The sequence below is a fragment of the Cellulomonas hominis genome, from assembly GCF_901521055.1.
Classification (GTDB): Bacteria; Actinomycetota; Actinomycetes; order Actinomycetales; family Cellulomonadaceae; genus Cellulomonas; species Cellulomonas endometrii.
Map to the genome: position 1 here is coordinate 1 of NZ_CABEGA010000074.1, position 16,148 is coordinate 16,148.

General features: G+C 75.3%; 10 protein-coding genes. 8 read left to right on the forward strand and 2 right to left on the reverse strand.

Annotated features, from left to right (window positions below):
• The first annotated feature begins 228 nt into the window (after positions 1-228).
• Both KJP73_RS17130 and KJP73_RS17135 read left to right on the forward strand, forming a co-directional pair.
• Entirely contained in the window at positions 229-1,443 is a 1,215-nt protein-coding gene (locus KJP73_RS17130; RefSeq protein ID WP_249669493.1) for an MFS transporter, read from the forward strand.
• A gap of 124 nt (positions 1,444-1,567) precedes the next feature.
• Positions 1,568-2,290 carry a 4'-phosphopantetheinyl transferase family protein gene (locus KJP73_RS17135; RefSeq protein WP_249669494.1) on the forward strand — a complete coding sequence of 241 codons (723 nt, stop codon included), beginning with the start codon at positions 1,568-1,570 and terminating at the stop codon, positions 2,288-2,290.
• A gap of 115 nt (positions 2,291-2,405) precedes the next feature.
• Here KJP73_RS17135 and KJP73_RS17140 read toward each other — a convergent pair whose 3' ends face one another.
• Both KJP73_RS17140 and KJP73_RS17145 read right to left on the reverse strand, forming a co-directional pair.
• Positions 2,406-3,821: a M1 family metallopeptidase gene (locus KJP73_RS17140; protein WP_213284095.1), complete on the reverse strand. Its 1,416-nt coding sequence runs from the start codon at positions 3,819-3,821 to the stop codon at positions 2,406-2,408.
• Positions 3,818-7,696 carry a Pls/PosA family non-ribosomal peptide synthetase gene (locus KJP73_RS17145; protein WP_249669496.1) on the reverse strand — a complete coding sequence of 1,293 codons (3,879 nt, stop codon included), beginning with the start codon at positions 7,694-7,696 and terminating at the stop codon, positions 3,818-3,820. The genes KJP73_RS17140 and KJP73_RS17145 overlap by 4 nt, the downstream gene beginning before the upstream one ends.
• Positions 7,697-7,898: 202 nt before the next feature.
• On the opposite strand from KJP73_RS17145, the gene valS reads away from it, so the two are divergent.
• From valS to efeU, 6 genes are all read left to right on the forward strand, one after another.
• The gene (gene valS, locus KJP73_RS17150; protein ID WP_213284097.1) at positions 7,899-10,607 is read left to right on the forward strand and encodes a valine--tRNA ligase; all 2,709 of its coding nucleotides are present in this window, start codon (positions 7,899-7,901) and stop codon (positions 10,605-10,607) included.
• Between the two features lie 121 nt (positions 10,608-10,728).
• Positions 10,729-11,565 (forward strand): basic amino acid ABC transporter substrate-binding protein, encoded by an 837-nt coding sequence (locus KJP73_RS17155; protein ID WP_213284098.1) that lies wholly within the window; start codon positions 10,729-10,731, stop codon positions 11,563-11,565.
• Between the two features lie 34 nt (positions 11,566-11,599).
• Positions 11,600-12,409: an amino acid ABC transporter permease gene (locus KJP73_RS17160; protein WP_213284102.1), complete on the forward strand. Its 810-nt coding sequence runs from the start codon at positions 11,600-11,602 to the stop codon at positions 12,407-12,409.
• Complete coding sequence (locus KJP73_RS17165; protein WP_213284099.1) at positions 12,406-13,194, forward strand: amino acid ABC transporter ATP-binding protein; 789 nt, start codon at positions 12,406-12,408, stop codon at positions 13,192-13,194. The genes KJP73_RS17160 and KJP73_RS17165 overlap by 4 nt, the downstream gene beginning before the upstream one ends.
• A 151-nt stretch (positions 13,195-13,345) precedes the next feature.
• A complete protein-coding gene (locus KJP73_RS17170) occupies positions 13,346-15,169 on the forward strand; it encodes an AMP-dependent synthetase/ligase (RefSeq protein WP_213284100.1) in 1,824 nt (607 codons plus the stop codon).
• 117 nt (positions 15,170-15,286) lie between these two features.
• A partial coding sequence (gene efeU / locus KJP73_RS17175) for an iron uptake transporter permease EfeU (protein WP_213284101.1) occupies positions 15,287-16,148 on the forward strand: 862 nt, incomplete at its 3' end.

The following is a 16,148-nucleotide window of genomic DNA, read 5'->3' on the forward strand; positions in this document are numbered from 1 at the left end:
GCGGGGTAGGTTTTTTTTTTTTTTCAAGGAGGAAGAGGGCATCGGAGTAGGGGTGGGGTCGGGGGGGCGGGGAGATGTGAAAAAGAGCCGGGGGGGGGGGGGGCGGCCCGGGGCGGGGGGGGGGGGGGGCGGGGGGCCCCCCCCGCCGACGCCCGCACCCCCCGGCCGCGGAACGCCACGCTCGCCGCGCTCGGCGTCCGGAACTTCCGCCTCTACGTCGGCTCGCAGGTGCTCACGAACACCGGTGGCTGGGCCGCCCGCGTCGCGCAGGACTGGCTGGTGCTCAGCCTCACCGGATCCGCCGCCCTGGTCGGCCTCACGGTCACCCTGCAGTTCGTGCCGATGCTCCTGCTCGGGCTGGTCGGGGGCGTCGTGGCCGACCGGTACCCGCGCCGCCGCGTGCTGATGGTCACCCAGACCATCTTCGGCCTCTCGACGCTCGCGATCGGCGTGCTCGCGCTGTCCGGGCACGTGCAGGCCTGGCACGTGCTGGTGGCCGCGTTCGTCAGCGGGCTGGCGACGGTCTTCGACAACCCGGCGCGGCAGGCGTTCGTGCACGAGATCGCCGGCCCGCAGCACCTGCGGCAGGCCATCAGCGTCAACTCCGCCGTGTTCCAGCTCGGCGGGCTCGTGGGCCCCGCGGTCGCCGGCGGGCTGATCAGCGCGGTCGGCGAGGGCTGGACCTTCCTGCTCAACGCCACCGCGTGCTTCGTCGCCGTGCTGCTGCTCGCCGTGATGCGCGCCTCCGAGCTCACCGCGGCCCCCGTCGTCGCCCGGGCGAAGGGGCAGCTGCGCGAGGGCCTGGCGTACGTGCGCCGCAGCCCGCGCATCCTGTGGTCGGTCGTCCTGGTCGGCTTCGTCGCCGTGACCGGCGTCAACATGGCCACCGTGCTCGCGTCGTACACCGACCAGGTGTTCCGCACCGACGCCGGCGGGTACGCGCTGCTCACGTCGATGCTCGCGGTCGGCGCGCTCACCGGGGCCCTGCTCTCCACGCGCCGGCGCAGCAGCCGCATCACGCACCTGGTGCTGCTCGCGGGCGGGATCGGCGTCCTGCAGGTGCTCGCCGCGTTCGCCCCCGCCAAGCCGGTGTTCATCGCGGTGCTGATCGCGATGGGCGTCGTCACCCTGCTGTACCTGACCGGGTCCAACACGCTGGTGCAGACCACCGTCGCCCCGCACGTCCGCGGGCGGGTCATGGCCCTGTACGTGCTGGTGCTGCTCGGGGCGCAGGCCGTGTCGGGCACGCTGATCGGCTGGGTGTGCGAGCACCTGGGCGCCCGCGCCGGCATGGTCGCCTGCGGCGTCGGCCCGCTGCTCGGTGCGCTCGTGGTCGGGGTGGCGCTCGCCCGCCGCAGCGACTCCGGCGTGCGTGGCACGGTGCGCCGGTTCACCTCCCGCGAGACCGTGCGCCACGACGCCCGCGAGGCCGTCGCCGCCTGACGCGCGCCCGTCCGGTGTCCTCGGGTGGACGGTTCGGACGGACACGCCGGGAGCGTGTCCGTTCGAACCGTCCACCCTTGCTCCGGGAGGCGACGCGTGCTCCGGGCCGGGGATGATGACGGGCGTGCCTGAGCCCGCGTCCCGTCCCGTGCTGCTCGTCGGCCACGCCGTCGTCCGGCCCGGGCTCGCGCAGCGGCTGACGACCGGCGAGCGGCTCCGCGTCGACCGCGCCGCGCCCGCCCACCGGGACGCGGTCGCCTCCGCACTCCTGCTCGCGCGGTGCTTCCTTGCCGACGCGTGCGGCGTGGCGCCCGACACCGTCCGGATCCGGCGCCGCTGCCCCCGGTGCGGCAGCACCGACCACGGCGTGCCCTGGGCGGCCCGCGCGGACGGCGGCCCCGTCCCGCACCTGTCCACGAGCCGCACGGGCGACCGGGTCGCCGTCGCGCTGTCCGACGCCGGACCGGTCGGGATCGACGTCGAACGGCGCGACGCCGACCCCGGCCGCACCCTCGCCGCCGTCGCCCTCGCGCCCGGGGAGACGCCCGCCGCGGGACCGGACGGGCTGCTGCGGACGTGGGTCCGCAAGGAGGCCGTGCTCAAGGCCGCCGGCACGGGCCTCACCGTCGACCCCCGCGCGCTGGTGATCGCCGACGGCGTCCCGCGGCCCACGGTGCGGACGACCAGCGCCGAGCTCGACCCCCCGGCCGGTGCCCGCTGGTGGCTCACCGACCTCGACCTCGGCGACGACCACCTCGCCGCCCTCGCCGGCACGACGCCCGGGTCCGCCGCCCCGGAGGTGCGCGTCACTGCGGTCGACCTGACCGACCCGTCCGGCGGGGCGTGAGGTCGTCACACCGGCACGAGGTCGTCCCGCAGGAGTGACGACCTCGTGCAGGACTGACGACCTCGGCGGAGCGGGGCGGCGGAGCGGGGCGGCGGCGGAGCGGGGCGGGCGGCGGTCAGCCCTCGGCCAGGAGCACCCGTCGCGCGCCGCCGCGCAGCCGGGACGCGACCGACGCCCCCGACGCCCCGGGCAGCGCCGGCAGCTCCGGCAGCGCCGGGCGCGCGAGCCAGGCGTCCAGCAGGCCCGTGACGTCCGCCCCCGTCACGTCCCGCACGCACCCGACGAGCAGCGGCGTCGTCACCGTGCCGTGCCGGTACCGCTGGGTCCACGCGCGCAGCACGTCGAAGAACTCCGGGTCGCCGAGCGTGCGCCGCAGCACGTGCAGCGTCAGCGCCCCGCGCTTGTACAGCCGGTCGTCGAACATGTCCTCGCGGCCCGGGTCGCCGATCACCAGGTCCTGCGGGAGCCCGGACAGCCGGTCGTGCACGGCGCGGGCCTGCGCGTCGGCGGAGCGGCCCCCGGCCTCCTCCTCCCACAGCCACTCGGCGTAGGCGGCGAACCCCTCGTGCAGCCAGATGTCCCGCCACGTCGCGGCCGTCAGGCTGTTGCCGAACCACTGGTGCGCGAGCTCGTGGGCGACCAGCCGCTCGGAGCCGCGCCGGCCGTCGGCGTGGTTGGCGCCGAACACCGACAGGCCGTGCGCCTCCAGCGGGATCTCCAGCTCGTCGTCGGTGACCACCACGTCGTACCGGCCGAACGGGTAGGGGCCGAACCGGTCGGCGAACAGCGCCATCATCTGCGGCTGCCGGGCGAAGTCGTGCGCCTGCGCGGATCGCAGCCGGGCGGGGGCGACCACCTGCTGCGGCACGGGGCCGTCCGCGAGCGTCGTCCGCTCGTACCGGCCGATCTGCACGGTGGCGAGGTAGGGCGCGGTCGGCTCGGCCTGCTCGAACTCCCACCGGACCCGGCTGGAGCGCGCGGTGCGGGACCGCAGCGCGCCGTTGCACACCACCTCGTACCCGGTCTCGGTGGTGACGACGATCCGGAACGAGGCCTTGGCGGACGGCCGGTCGTCGCAGGGGAACCACGAGGGGGCGCCGTCCGGCTGGCCGGCGACGATCACGCCGTCGGTGAGCTCCTCCCAGCCGACCTCCCCCCACGGGCCGCGCCGCGGGCCGGGCCGGCCGCCGTACTGCACGTCGACGACCAGCGAGGTCCCGGTGGGCACGGCCCGGGCCAGCCGGATCTCGAGGCGGCCGGAGCGGTGCGACCAGCGCCCGGGCCGCCTCCCGTCCACGAGCACGCCCGTGACGGTGAGCCCGACGAGGTCCAGGGAGACCCGGTCCCGGTCGCCGTCGGCGGTCGCGTGCACCCGGGCTCGCGCGTCCAGCCGGTTGCTCGCGACGCGGTAATCGAGCTCGAGGTCGTACCGCGTGACACGGAGCCCGCCCGGCACCCGGTCGGGCAGGTACGGGTCCCGCAGGTCCGGGTCCGACCGGCCCGGGTCCGGCGCGTCGGCGCGGCCGCTCACGCGGTCACCGGCGCGACCGGGTTGCCGGTCCAGCGGCTGCCCGCGGGGATCGCCTCGCCCCTCAGGACCAGCGACGCCGGGCCCACGGCCGCGCCGGTCCCGAGGCTCGCGGCGGGCAGGATCACGCCGTGCGGGCCGATGCCCGCGCCGGGGTCCAGGCGGACCGTGTCGATGCTCATCACCCGATCATGGAACAGATGCGTCTGGAGCACGCACCCGCGGCTGACCGTGGCGCCGTCGCCGAGGGTGACGAGGTCCGCCTCGGGCAGCCAGTAGGTCTCGCACCAGACGCCCCGGCCGATGCGCGCGCCGAGGGCGCGGAGCCAGACGTTCATCGCCGGGGAGCCGACCGCTGCGGGCCCCAGCCACGGCACGGCGACGCACTCCAGGAAGGTGTCGGCGAGCTCGTTGCGCCAGATGAACGCGCTCCACAGGGGGTGCTCCCCCGCGCGCAGCCGCCCGACGAGCAGCCACTTGGCGGCGACCGCCACGGCGCACGCGACGACGGCGGCCGCGAGCACCACCACCGGCGACGCGAGCGCCGCGGCACCCAGGCCGGACGACTCCGCGACGACCTGGAGGGCGAGCAGCGCACCGACCCCGATCCCGAACGCGACCACCACGGGCACCAGCCGGCACGCCTCGACGACCGCGCGGGCGACGCGCAGCCGCAGCGGCGGGTCGAACGTCCGGCTCGTGTCGGACTCGCCGGGGGTGCGGCGCAGCGGCTCGGGCGGCGACCCCAGCCACGACGTGCCGGGCTTCGCGCGCTCCGGCGTCGCGGACAGCACCGCGACCAGGCCCCGCTTCGGCACGGCGCGGCCGGGCGCGATCATCCCGGAGTTGCCGAGGAACGCCCGCTTGCCGACCTTCGCGTGCTCGACGCGCAGCCACCCGCGGCCGAGCTCGTAGGAGCCGATCAGCGTGTCGTCGGCCAGGAACGCCCCGTCGCCGACCGTGGTCAGCGACGGGAGCATGAGCACGGTCGACGCCTCGACGTCCCGCCCGACCCGCGCGCCGAGCGCCCGGAGCCAGGCCGGCGTGAGCGTGCTGGCGTACAGGGGGAAGAGCGCGGAGCGGGCGTCGTCCATCAGGCGCTGCGTCGCCCAGATCTGCCACCCCGTGCGGCTGCGCACCGGGTGGTGCCCCTCGGCCAGCCCCGTGCCGAGCAGCCGCACCCCGGCGAGCGTGGCGAGCGCGAGCACCGCGAACGACACCAGCGCCGCGACCGGCACGGCCCGCGCGGCGTCGTCCCACGCCGCGCCCCACGACCCCGCGCCGCGCAACCCGGCGCCGACGACGAGCAGCCCGCACGCGGCGGCGGCCACGGGCAGCGCCGCGAGCACGCCGGCGGTGAGCCCGTAGACCGCGACCCACCGGCGGCCCCGCGGGGCCCGGCCCCCGGGCCAGAGCGCGACCGCCGGCCCCTCGAACGTCGCCGGCGATCCCGCCCAGAGCTCGCCGGGCGCGACGCTCGCGAGCACGGCGGAGCCCGGGGCCACCTGCGCGCCCTGGCCGATCCGCACGCCGGGGTCGATCGTGCTGCGGGTGCCGACGGTGGCGCGCTTGTCGATCCGGACCCGGCCGACGTGCAGCACGTCGCCGTCGAGCCAGTGCCCGCGCAGGTCGACCTCGGGCTCGACGGCGCACCGGTCGCCGAGGGTGAGCATGCCGGTGACGGGCGGCGGGGTGTGCAGGTCGACGTCCTCGCCGACCTTCGCCCCGAGCGCCCGGGCGTACGTGGCGGTCCACGGCGCGCAGGACAGGTTCTCCGCACCGGCGGCCGCCGCCCAGCTCTCCGCGAACCACAGCCGCAGGTGCACGGACCCGCCGCGGGGGTACCGGCCGGGGCGGAGCCCGCGCAGCACGGTCCGCGCGACCAGCACGGTGCTGCCCATCCGGCCGAGCGGGCTGATCAGCACCAGCCAGCCCAGCGCGAGCCACCACCAGGCGTGCGGCGCGGGCTCGAGCCACGGCACCAGGCCCGTGACGGCCAGCAGCTGCTCCGCGGCGAGCAGCCACGTGAGCCAGCGCAGCCCGACGAGCGCGGCGAGCGGCAGGCCGAGCAGGGTCTGCGCCACCTGCGCGCGCCGCGGCGTCGGCACGACCTCGCGGTGCTCGACGGGCGCGGCCGGCTCGAGCTCGTCGAGCCGGCGCGCCAGGTCCCCGAGGCGCGGGTACTCGTAGACGTCGGCGACCGTCACGGTGCCGAACCGCTCGCGCAGCGCGGAGACCAGCTGCGCCGCGACGAGCGACCCGCCGCCGCTCGCGAAGAAGTCCTCGTCGGGCCCGGACACCGGGGCCCCGAGGGCGGCCGTCCACCGCTCGGCGACCCAGGCGGCGGTCGCGGTGAGGCCGGTCGACCCCCCGGTCCCGGCCGCGACCGGGGCGGCCCCGGGCAGCGGCCACGGCAGCGCGTCCCGGTCGACCTTGCCGGACCCCCGGGTGGGCAGGGCGTCCACCACGGCCAGCTGCGGGACCAGCGCCGCGGGCAGCACCGCCCGGAGCCGGGTGCGCGCCTCGGCCAGGTCGATCGTGCCACCGCCCGCGGGCACCAGGTACCCGGCGAGCACGGCCGTGCCCGCGGGCGTGCGCCGCACCGCCGCCGCGGCACCGGCCACGCCGGGCAGCGCCCCGAGCGCCGCGTCGACCTCGCCGAGCTCGATGCGGCGGCCGCCGAGCTTCACCTGGTCGTCCGCGCGGCCGACGAACAGCAGCCCCGCGCGGTCGAGCCGGACCACGTCGCCGCTGCGGTAGGCCCGCTCCCACCCGAGCCCGGGGGCGGGCGCGTACTTCTGCGCGTCCTTGACGGGGTCCAGGTACCGGGCCAGGCCGACGCCGCCGATGATCAGCTCGCCGGTCTCGCCCTCGGCGACCGGGGTGCCGTCCTCCCCGACGACGGCCAGGTCCCAGCCGTCCAGCGCGAGCCCGATCCGGACCGGCCCCTCGCCGGTCAGCCGCGCGGCGCACGCGACGACCGTCGCCTCCGTCGGCCCGTACGTGTTCCACACCTCGCGCCCGGGGGTCGCGAGCCGCGCCGCCAGCTCGAGCGGGCACGCCTCGCCGCCGAAGATCAGCAGCCGCACGCCGCCGAGCTCCTCCGGGCGCCACAGCCCGGCGAGCGTCGGGACCGTGGAGATCACCGTGATGCCCTGCGCGACGAGCCACGGCCCGAGGTCCATCCCGGTGCGCACCAGGGCCCGGGGCGCGGGCACCAGGCAGGCGCCGTGCCGCCACGCGAGCCACATCTCCTCGCAGCTCGCGTCGAACGCCACCGACAGCCCCGCGAGCACCCGGTCGCCCGGCCCGAGCGGGGCGTCGGGCAGGAACAGCCGCGCCTCCGCGTCCACGAACGCCGCCGCCGAGCGGTGCGTCACCGCCACGCCCTTGGGCGCGCCCGTCGAGCCGGAGGTGAAGATGATCCAGGCGTCGTCGGTGAGCGCCGGCCCCGCGGGCACGCCGCGAGCCCCCGCCCGGCGCCCGCGCGCCACCAGCCCCGGCAGGTCGCCCTCCCCGAGCACCCGCTGCACGCCCGCCTCCGCGAACACCGTCCGCGCGCGCTCGTCGGGGTCGTCGACGTCGACCGGCACGTACGCGGCCCCGGCGGCCAGCACGGCGAGCACCGCGGTGTAGAGCTCCGCGGTCCCGGACGGCACGCGCACCCCCACGCGCGAGCCGGGACCGACGCCCTCGGCCGTCAGGCCCGCCGCGGCGGACCGGACCGCGGCGTCGAGCTCGCGGTACGTCAGCACGGTGCTGCCGTCGTCGATCGCGGGTGCGCCGGCGTGCGCGGCGACGGTCGCCGCCAGCACGTCGAGGAGCGTGCGCGGCTCCGGCGCGAGGCCGGACCGCAGCAGCCCGTCTGGTTCGCCCACGTGGTCCTCCCGGTCGCGCGCGCCGCTCGGCACACGCGTCGAGGACTGTCGCACACGGACGTCGCCGCGGCGCCCGCGCGCCGTGCCCGTTCACCGACGCGCCGTCCGCCGTTCGCCCGCACGTCACCCGCGGCGGGCCCGCACGTCACCCGCGGCGGGCCCGCGTCGGGGCCGCGCACGTTTTCTGGGAGGATGTCTGACCATGACCGACCTGTCCTCGTCCCAGCCGTCCGCTGCCCCGACGCCCGCCTCCGCGCCGGCCGTACGCGCGGTGCGCGAGGTACCGGACAAGGTGTCGCTCGACGGCGTCGAGGCCCGCTGGGACTCCGCCTGGACCGAGCAGGGCACGTACACCTTCGACCGCAGCAGGACCCGCGAGCAGGTGTACTCGATCGACACCCCGCCGCCCACGGTGTCCGGCTCGCTGCACGTCGGTCACGTCTTCTCCTACACGCACACCGACGTCGTCGCCCGGTACCGCCGGATGCGCGGCGCCGAGGTGTTCTACCCGATGGGGTGGGACGACAACGGCCTGCCGACCGAGCGCCGCGTGCAGAACTACTTCGGCGTGCGCTGCGACCCGTCGCTGCCCTACGACCCGGGCTTCGAGCCGCCGCACGTCGGCGGCGAGGGCAAGAGCGTCAAGGCCGCGGACCAGGTGCCGATCAGCCGCCGCAACTTCGTCGAGCTGTGCGAGCGGCTCACCGTCGAGGACGAGCAGCAGTTCGAGGCGCTGTGGCGCCGGCTGGGCCTGTCCGTCGACTGGGCGATGACGTACCAGACCATCTCCGCCGAGGCCCGCGCCGTCGCTCAGCAGGCGTTCCTGCGGAACCTCTCCCGCGGCGAGGCGTACCAGGCGGAGGCCCCGGGCCTGTGGGACGTCACGTTCCAGACCGCCGTCGCCCAGGCCGAGCTGGAGGCGCGCCCCTACCCCGGCGCGTTCCACCGCGTCGCGTTCCACGGCGCGGGCGGCGAGCCCGTGTTCATCGAGACCACCCGCCCGGAGCTGCTGCCCGCCTGCGTCGCGCTGATCGCGCACCCGGACGACGAGCGCTACCAGCACCTGTTCGGCACCACGGTGACCAGCCCGCTGTTCGGCGTCGAGGTGCCCGTGCTCGCGCACCCGGCCGCCGAGCCGGACAAGGGCGCGGGCATCGCGATGTGCTGCACCTTCGGCGACCTGACCGACGTGCAGTGGTGGCGCGAGCTGCAGCTGCCGACCCGCTCCGTCATCGGCCGCGACGGCCGCCTGCTGCGCGAGGTCCCGGAGTGGATCACCGCGCCCGAGGGCCGCGCGACCTACGAGCAGGTCGCCGGGAAGACGACCTTCTCCGCCCGCGAGGCCGTCGTGGCCGGGCTGCGCGAGACCGGCGACCTCGACGGCGAGCCGACGAAGACCGACCGCATGGCGAACTTCTTCGAGAAGGGCGACAAGCCGCTCGAGATCGTCACGTCCCGCCAGTGGTACATCCGCAACGGCGGCCGCGACGAGGACCTGCGGTCCGCCCTGCTCGCCCGCGGCAAGGAGCTCGGGTTCCACCCCGACTTCATGCGCGTGCGGTACGAGAACTGGGTCGGCGGCCTCAACGGCGACTGGCTGGTGTCGCGCCAGCGGTTCTTCGGCGTGCCGTTCCCCGTCTGGTACCCGGTCACCGCCGAGGGCGAGGTCGACCACGACCACCCGATCCTCCCGACCGAGGACCAGCTGCCGGTCGACCCGTCCTCCGACGTCCCGGCCGGCTTCACCGCCGAGCAGCGGGGCGTGGCCGGGGGCTTCGTGGGCGACCCCGACATCATGGACACCTGGGCCACGTCGTCCCTGTCGCCGCAGATCGCGGGCGGCTGGCGGTCCGACCCCGACCTGTTCGAGCGGGTGTTCCCGATGGACCTGCGCCCCCAGGGCCAGGACATCATCCGGACCTGGCTGTTCTCGACCGTGGTCCGCTCGCACCTGGAGCACGGCACGCTGCCGTGGAAGGACGCCGCGATCTCGGGGTGGATCCTCGACCCCGACCGCAAGAAGATGTCGAAGTCCAAGGGCAACGTCGTCACGCCGATGGGGCTGCTCGAGGAGCACGGCTCGGACGCGGTCCGGTACTGGGCGGCCTCCGCGCGGCTCGGCACCGACGCGGCGTTCGAGGTCGGCCAGATGAAGATCGGCCGCCGCCTGGCGATCAAGGTGCTGAACGCGTCGAAGTTCGCGCTGTCGTTCGGCTCCCCGCAGCAGGGCGGCTCCGCGCTCGACCCGGCGCTGGTGACCGAGGCCCTCGACCGGGCGATGCTGGCCGGCCTGGCCGACGTGGTCGACCGGGCCACCGCGGCGCTGGAGGCGTACGACCACACGCGCGCGCTGGAGCTCACCGAGACGTTCTTCTGGACGTTCTGCGACGACTACCTGGAGCTCGTCAAGGACCGCGCGTACGGGGCCGGAGCCGCGGACGCGGACGTCACCCCGGAGACGGCCTCGGCCCGCGCGGCGCTGAACATCGCGCTCGACGTGCTGCTGCGGCTGTTCGCCCCGGTGCTGCCGTTCGCCACCGAGGAGGTCTGGTCCTGGTGGCGCGAGGGCTCGGTGCACCGCGCGCCGTGGCCGGTCGCGGAGCCGCTGCGCGCGGCGGCGGGCGACGGCGACCCGGCGGTCGTCGCGGCCGCAGGCGCCGCGCTGGCGGCCCTGCGCAAGGTGAAGTCCGAGGCGAAGGTGTCGATGCGCACGGAGATCCTCAGCGCCCGCCTGGAGGTGCCGGCCGCGCTGCTGCCGGGCGTCCGGGTCGCGCTGGGCGACGTCCGCGCGGCGGGCCGGGCCACCGGCACGCTCGACGTCGTCGAGGTCGCGGACGGCCCCGACGCCGCGGTGGTGGCGCGCGACGCGGAGCTCCTCCCGCCGGAGCCGAAGCAGCAGCCCACCGCCTGACGGGGCGCCCGCGCCGAACCGTGGGACGCTGGGAGCCTCGTTCCACGACGCGGTTATGCATACGTATCGTTGCTCTTGTATAGTCTTGCAGCCGGTCTTCCCCCACGAGGAGTTCTCCCCCATGCGCACCCGCCACCTCGCCGTCCTGCCCGCCGCGCTCGCGGCGTCCCTGCTGCTCGCCTCCTGCGGGGGCGGCGACGACGCCGGCTCCGGCGAGGGCACCGAGGGGGGCGTCGCGCTCGTCACCGAGGGCTCGCTCACCGTCTGCACCAACCCGCCGTACGAGCCGTTCGAGTACGAGGAGGACGGCGAGGTCGTCGGCCTCGACATCGACATCGTGCGCGAGGTCGCCGACGACCTGGGCGTCGAGCTCGTCACCAAGGTCACGCCCTTCGAGGGCATCCAGTCCGGCGCCGACCTCAACACCGGCAACTGCGACATCGTCGCCTCGGGCATCACCATCACCGAGGAGCGCCAGGCGAAGATCGACTTCTCGGACCCGTACTTCGACGCCGACCAGGGCCTCCTGGTCCCCGAGGGCTCGGACCTGGACAGCGTCGAGTCGCTCGAGGGCAAGACCGTCGGCGTCCAGCAGGCCACCACCGGTGAGACCTGGGCGCAGGAGAACGGCCTGCAGACCGTGCAGTTCGAGGACCTCGGCCTCCAGGTCCAGGCGCTCAAGACCGGCCAGGTCGACGCCGCCGTCAACGACATCGCGGTGCTCGGCCCGTTCGTCTCCGAGGGCTTCGAGATCGGCGCGAACTTCTCCACCGGCGAGCAGTACGGCCTCGGCGTGAAGAAGGGCAACACCGCCCTGCTCGACGCCGTGAACGCCACGCTCGAGCGGATCCGCGAGGACGGCACGTACGACGAGCTGTACACCCAGCACATCGGCACCGCCCCGGCCGACTCGGCGTCGGCGTCGGCGTCGGCCGAGCCGAGCCCGTCGGACAGCTGACGTGACGACGACCTCCGCCCCGACGTCCGGGACGATGCCCGCGTCCCGGCGCCGGTGGAGCCCGCGCCGCCGGGCTCAGGTCTTCCGCGTCGCCCAGTACGCGCTGGTCGTCGTCGTGCTGGCGGCCGTGGCGGCGGTGGTCGACTGGGAGAACGTCGGCACGAACTTCTTCAACGTCGAGGCCGCGAAGGACATCGCGCCGCAGCTGCCCCAGGCGTTCCTCAACACCCTGAAGTACACGCTCGCGGGCTTCGCCGTCGGCCTGTCGCTCGGCACCGTGCTCGCGCTCATGCGGCTGTCGGCCGTCGCGCTGTACCGCTGGGTCGCGGTCGTCTACATCGAGTTCTTCCGCGGGATCCCGGCGCTGCTCGTGGTCATCTCCTTCGGGTACGCGGTGCCGATCGCGTTCGGCGCGAACATCGGCTCCGTCACCACCAAGGCGGCGCTCGCGCTGGGGCTGGTCTCCGCGGCCTACATCGCGGAGACCCTGCGCGCCGGCCTGCAGGCCGTGCCGCGCGGCCAGGTCGAGGCGGCGCGGTCGCTGGGCATGTCCCACGGCCGCACGCTGCGCACCGTCGTCGTCCCGCAGGCGTTCCGCATCGTGCTGCCGCCGATGACCAACGAGTTCATCCTGCTGACCAAGGACACCTCGCTGGTGTTCCTGCTCGGCCTCGCGGTGAGCCAGTACGACCTGACGAAGATCGGCCGCGACGCGCTGAACAGCGCCACCGGCGGCCTGACGCCGCTGTTCCTCATCGGCGCCTGCTACCTGCTCATCACCCTCCCGCTCGGCCAGCTGGCCCGGTACCTGGAGAAGCGCACCGGCGCGAGGAGCCGCTCATGACCACGCCCCCCTCCCCCGGCGCACCGGGCGTCGCCCCCGTCGTCCGGGTGTCCGGCCTGCGCAAGTCGTTCGGCGAGCGCGAGGTCCTGCGCGGCATCGACCTGGACGTGCACGCCGGCGAGGTCGTCTGCGTGATCGGCCCGTCGGGCTCCGGCAAGTCGACCCTGCTGCGCTGCGTGAACCTGCTTGAGCAGCCGACGGCCGGCCGGATCGACGTCCTCGGCGTCGACGTGACGGACCCGGACGTCGACATCGACCGGGTGCGCACGCACGTCGGCATGGTGTTCCAGCAGTTCAACCTGTTCAGCCACCGCACCGTGCTGGACAACTGCACGGTGGCCCAGCGCCAGGTGCTGCGCCGCTCCCGTGAGGAGGCCGAGCAGGTCGCCCGCGCGAACCTCGAGCGGGTCGGCCTCGGCGACCGCGGCGACGCGCTGCCGGCGCAGCTCTCGGGCGGTCAGCAGCAGCGCGTCGCCATCGCCCGCGCGCTGTCGATGGACCCGCAGCTCATGCTGTTCGACGAGCCGACGTCCGCGCTGGACCCGGAGCTCGTCGGCGACGTCCTCGGCGTCATGCGGGACCTGGCCGACGGCGGCATGACGATGATCGTGGTGACGCACGAGATGGCGTTCGCCCGCGAGGTCGGCGACCGCGTCGTGTTCATGGACGAGGGCCAGATCGTCGAGCAGGGCCCCGCGGACGCCGTCATCGGCGCGCCCCGCGAGACCCGCACCCAGGCGTTCCTCCAGCGGGTGCTCGACCCGACGCACACCGGCGCGGCCTGAGCCGTCGCGCGCGGGTGCGCGCGGTCCCGCGGAGGTGCGTGCGGGTCCCGGTCGGGGCCCCCACCTGCCGATAGAGTGGCGGACGGCTCCGCCGGTGCAGACGACGCCCGGCGCGCGCCCGTGGCCCACCGCCCGTCGACCAGGAGCACCCATGCGCGAGTTCAGCGCCGACACGCCCGTCCCGCACGACCCGACGCTCAACGTCCCCGGGCTGCTCCTGCAGCGCCTCGCGAAGAACCCGTCGAGCGTGCTGATCGAGCGGTCGACCGGCCTCGGCGGGTCGTGGCAGCCGGTGACCGTCGGCGAGTTCGTCCGGGAGGTCACCGCGCTGGCGAAGGGCCTCGTCGCCCAGGGCGTGCAGCCCGGTGACCGCGTGGCGATCATGTCCCGCACCCGGTACGAGTGGACGCTGACCGACTTCGCCGTGTGGTTCGCGGGCGGCGTCGGGGTGCCGGTGTACGAGACCTCGTCCGCCGAGCAGGTCGAGTGGATCCTGTCGAACTCCGGCGCCTCGCTCGTCGTGGTCGAGACCGCCGCGCACGCCGCCGTCGTCGGGCACGTGCGCGCCGCGGTGCCGGCCCTGCGCGAGGTCGTCGTCATCGACGAGGGCGGGCTGGCCGGGCTGGTCGCCGCCGGCGCGGTCGTCGAGGAGGCCGAGATCGAGCGTCGCCGGTCGCTCGCGTCCGCCGCGGACCTCGCGACGATCATCTACACGTCCGGCACCACCGGCCGGCCCAAGGGCGTCGAGCTCAGCCACGGCAACTTCGTGGACAACGCCCGCAACGGCGTCGCCTCGCTCGCCGAGGTGTGCGCCACTCCCGGGTCCCGGACGCTGCTGTTCATGCCGCTCGCGCACGTGTTCGCGCGGTTCATCCAGATGGTCGCGATCGCCGCGGGCTCCCCCATCGGTCACACCCCGGACACCCGGAACCTGCTCGCCGACCTGGCGTCGTTCAGGCCGACGTACATCCTGGCGGTCCCCCGCGTGTTCGAGAAGGTCTACAACTCCGCCGAGCAGAAGGCCGGTCACGGCGCGAAGCTGAAGCTGTTCCGCTGGGCGGCGAAGGTCTCCATCACGTACTCGCGCGCCCTGGAGACCCCCGAGGGCCCCTCGGCGCAGCTGCGGGCCGCGCACGCCGTCGCCACCGCGCTGGTGCTGCGCAAGCTCCGCGACGCGATGGGCGGCAGCCTGCGGTACGCGGTGTCGGGCGGCGCCCCGCTCGGCGAGCGGCTCGGGCACTACTTCCGCGGGCTCGGCCTCGTCGTCCTGGAGGGCTACGGCCTGACGGAGACCACCGCGCCGGCCAGCGTGAACCGGCCCGGGCTGATCAAGATCGGCACCGTCGGCCCCGCCTACCCCGGCGGGACGCTGCGGGTCGACGACGACGGCAACGTCTTCGTCAAGGGCCCGCACGTGTTCCGCGGGTACCACGACAACCCCGGGGCGACCGCCGAGGTGCTGGACGCCGACGGCTGGTTCGCGACCGGCGACATCGGCACCCTGGACGACGACGGCTACCTGCGGCTGACCGGCCGCGCGAAGGAGCTCATCGTCACCGCCGGCGGCAAGAACGTGGCACCCGCCGTGCTCGAGGACCGGTTCCGCGGGCACCCCCTGGTCAGCCAGGTCGTCGTGGTCGGGGACGGCCGGCCGTTCATCGGCGCGCTCGTCACCCTGGACACGGACATGCTGCCCGGCTGGCTGTCCATGCACGGTCTGCCCCCGATGGACGTCCGCGCCGCCGGGAAGCACCCCGAGGTGCTTGCCGCGCTGGACCGGGCCGCGGCGCGCGCCAACGAGGCCGTCTCCCGCGCGGAGTCCATCCGCAAGGTGCGCGTCCTGGACGAGGACTTCACCGAGGCCAACGGCTACCTCACCCCCTCGCTGAAGGTGAAGCGCGCGCTGGTGCTGAAGGACTTCGCGGCGGACGTCGAGGAGCTCTACGTCGACACCCGCGGCGCCGCCCACGCCTGACGGGCCTCTGACCTCGCGGTGTGCGGCCTTCCGGCCGGGGTGCGCTACAGTCGCTCGTCGTGAGGTAAGGCTTGCCTCACGCCCTGCGGCGGGTGGCCGCGTCCGGCGGAGGAACCTGTGGTCGCGAACGTCCTGATCGGCCTGCGTGAGGGCCTCGAGGCCTCGCTGGTCGTCGGCATCCTGCTCGCCTACCTGGTCCGCTCCGCCCGCCGGGACCTCGTGCCCGCGCTGTGGGCCGGCGTCGCCACGGCGATCGGCATCGCGCTGGTCACGGGCGCCGTCCTCACGTTCGGCCCGAAGGGCCTGACGTTCGAGGCGCAGGAGGCCATCGGCGGCACGCTGTCGCTGGTCGCCGCCGGCCTGCTCACCTGGATGATCCTGTGGATGGCCCGGACGGCCCGGCACATGAAGGCCGACCTGGAGGGCCGCCTGGACGCCGCGTTCGTCGCCGGGCCGCGCGCCGTGTTCGTCGTCGCCCTGCTCGCGGTCGGCCGCGAGGGCCTGGAGACCGCGCTGTTCCTGTGGGCCGGCGCGCAGGCCTCCACCTCGGTCACGGGGCCGCTCGTGGGCGCCCTCATCGGGATCGCCGTCGCGGTGGTGCTGGGCTGGGCCGTGTACCGCGGCGCGGTGCGGCTGAACCTGCGCCGGTTCTTCGCGTGGACCGGGGCCCTGCTCGTCGTGGTGGCCGCCGGCGTCGTCGCGTACGGCGTCCACGACCTGCAGGAGGCCGGCATCCTGCCCGGGCTCGGTGCGGTCGCCTACGACATCTCCGGCGTCATCGCGCCGTCCGGCTGGCTCGGCACGCTGCTCGCCGGGCTCGTCACCTTCACCCCGGCCCCGACGTGGCTGCAGGTCGTCTCCTGGTCGGTCTACCTCGTCGGCGTCGGCGTGCTCTACGTCCGCCAGGTGTGGGGACCCGGGTCCCCACACCTGGCGGACGTAGAGCACGCCGACGCCGACGAGGTAGACCGACCAGGAG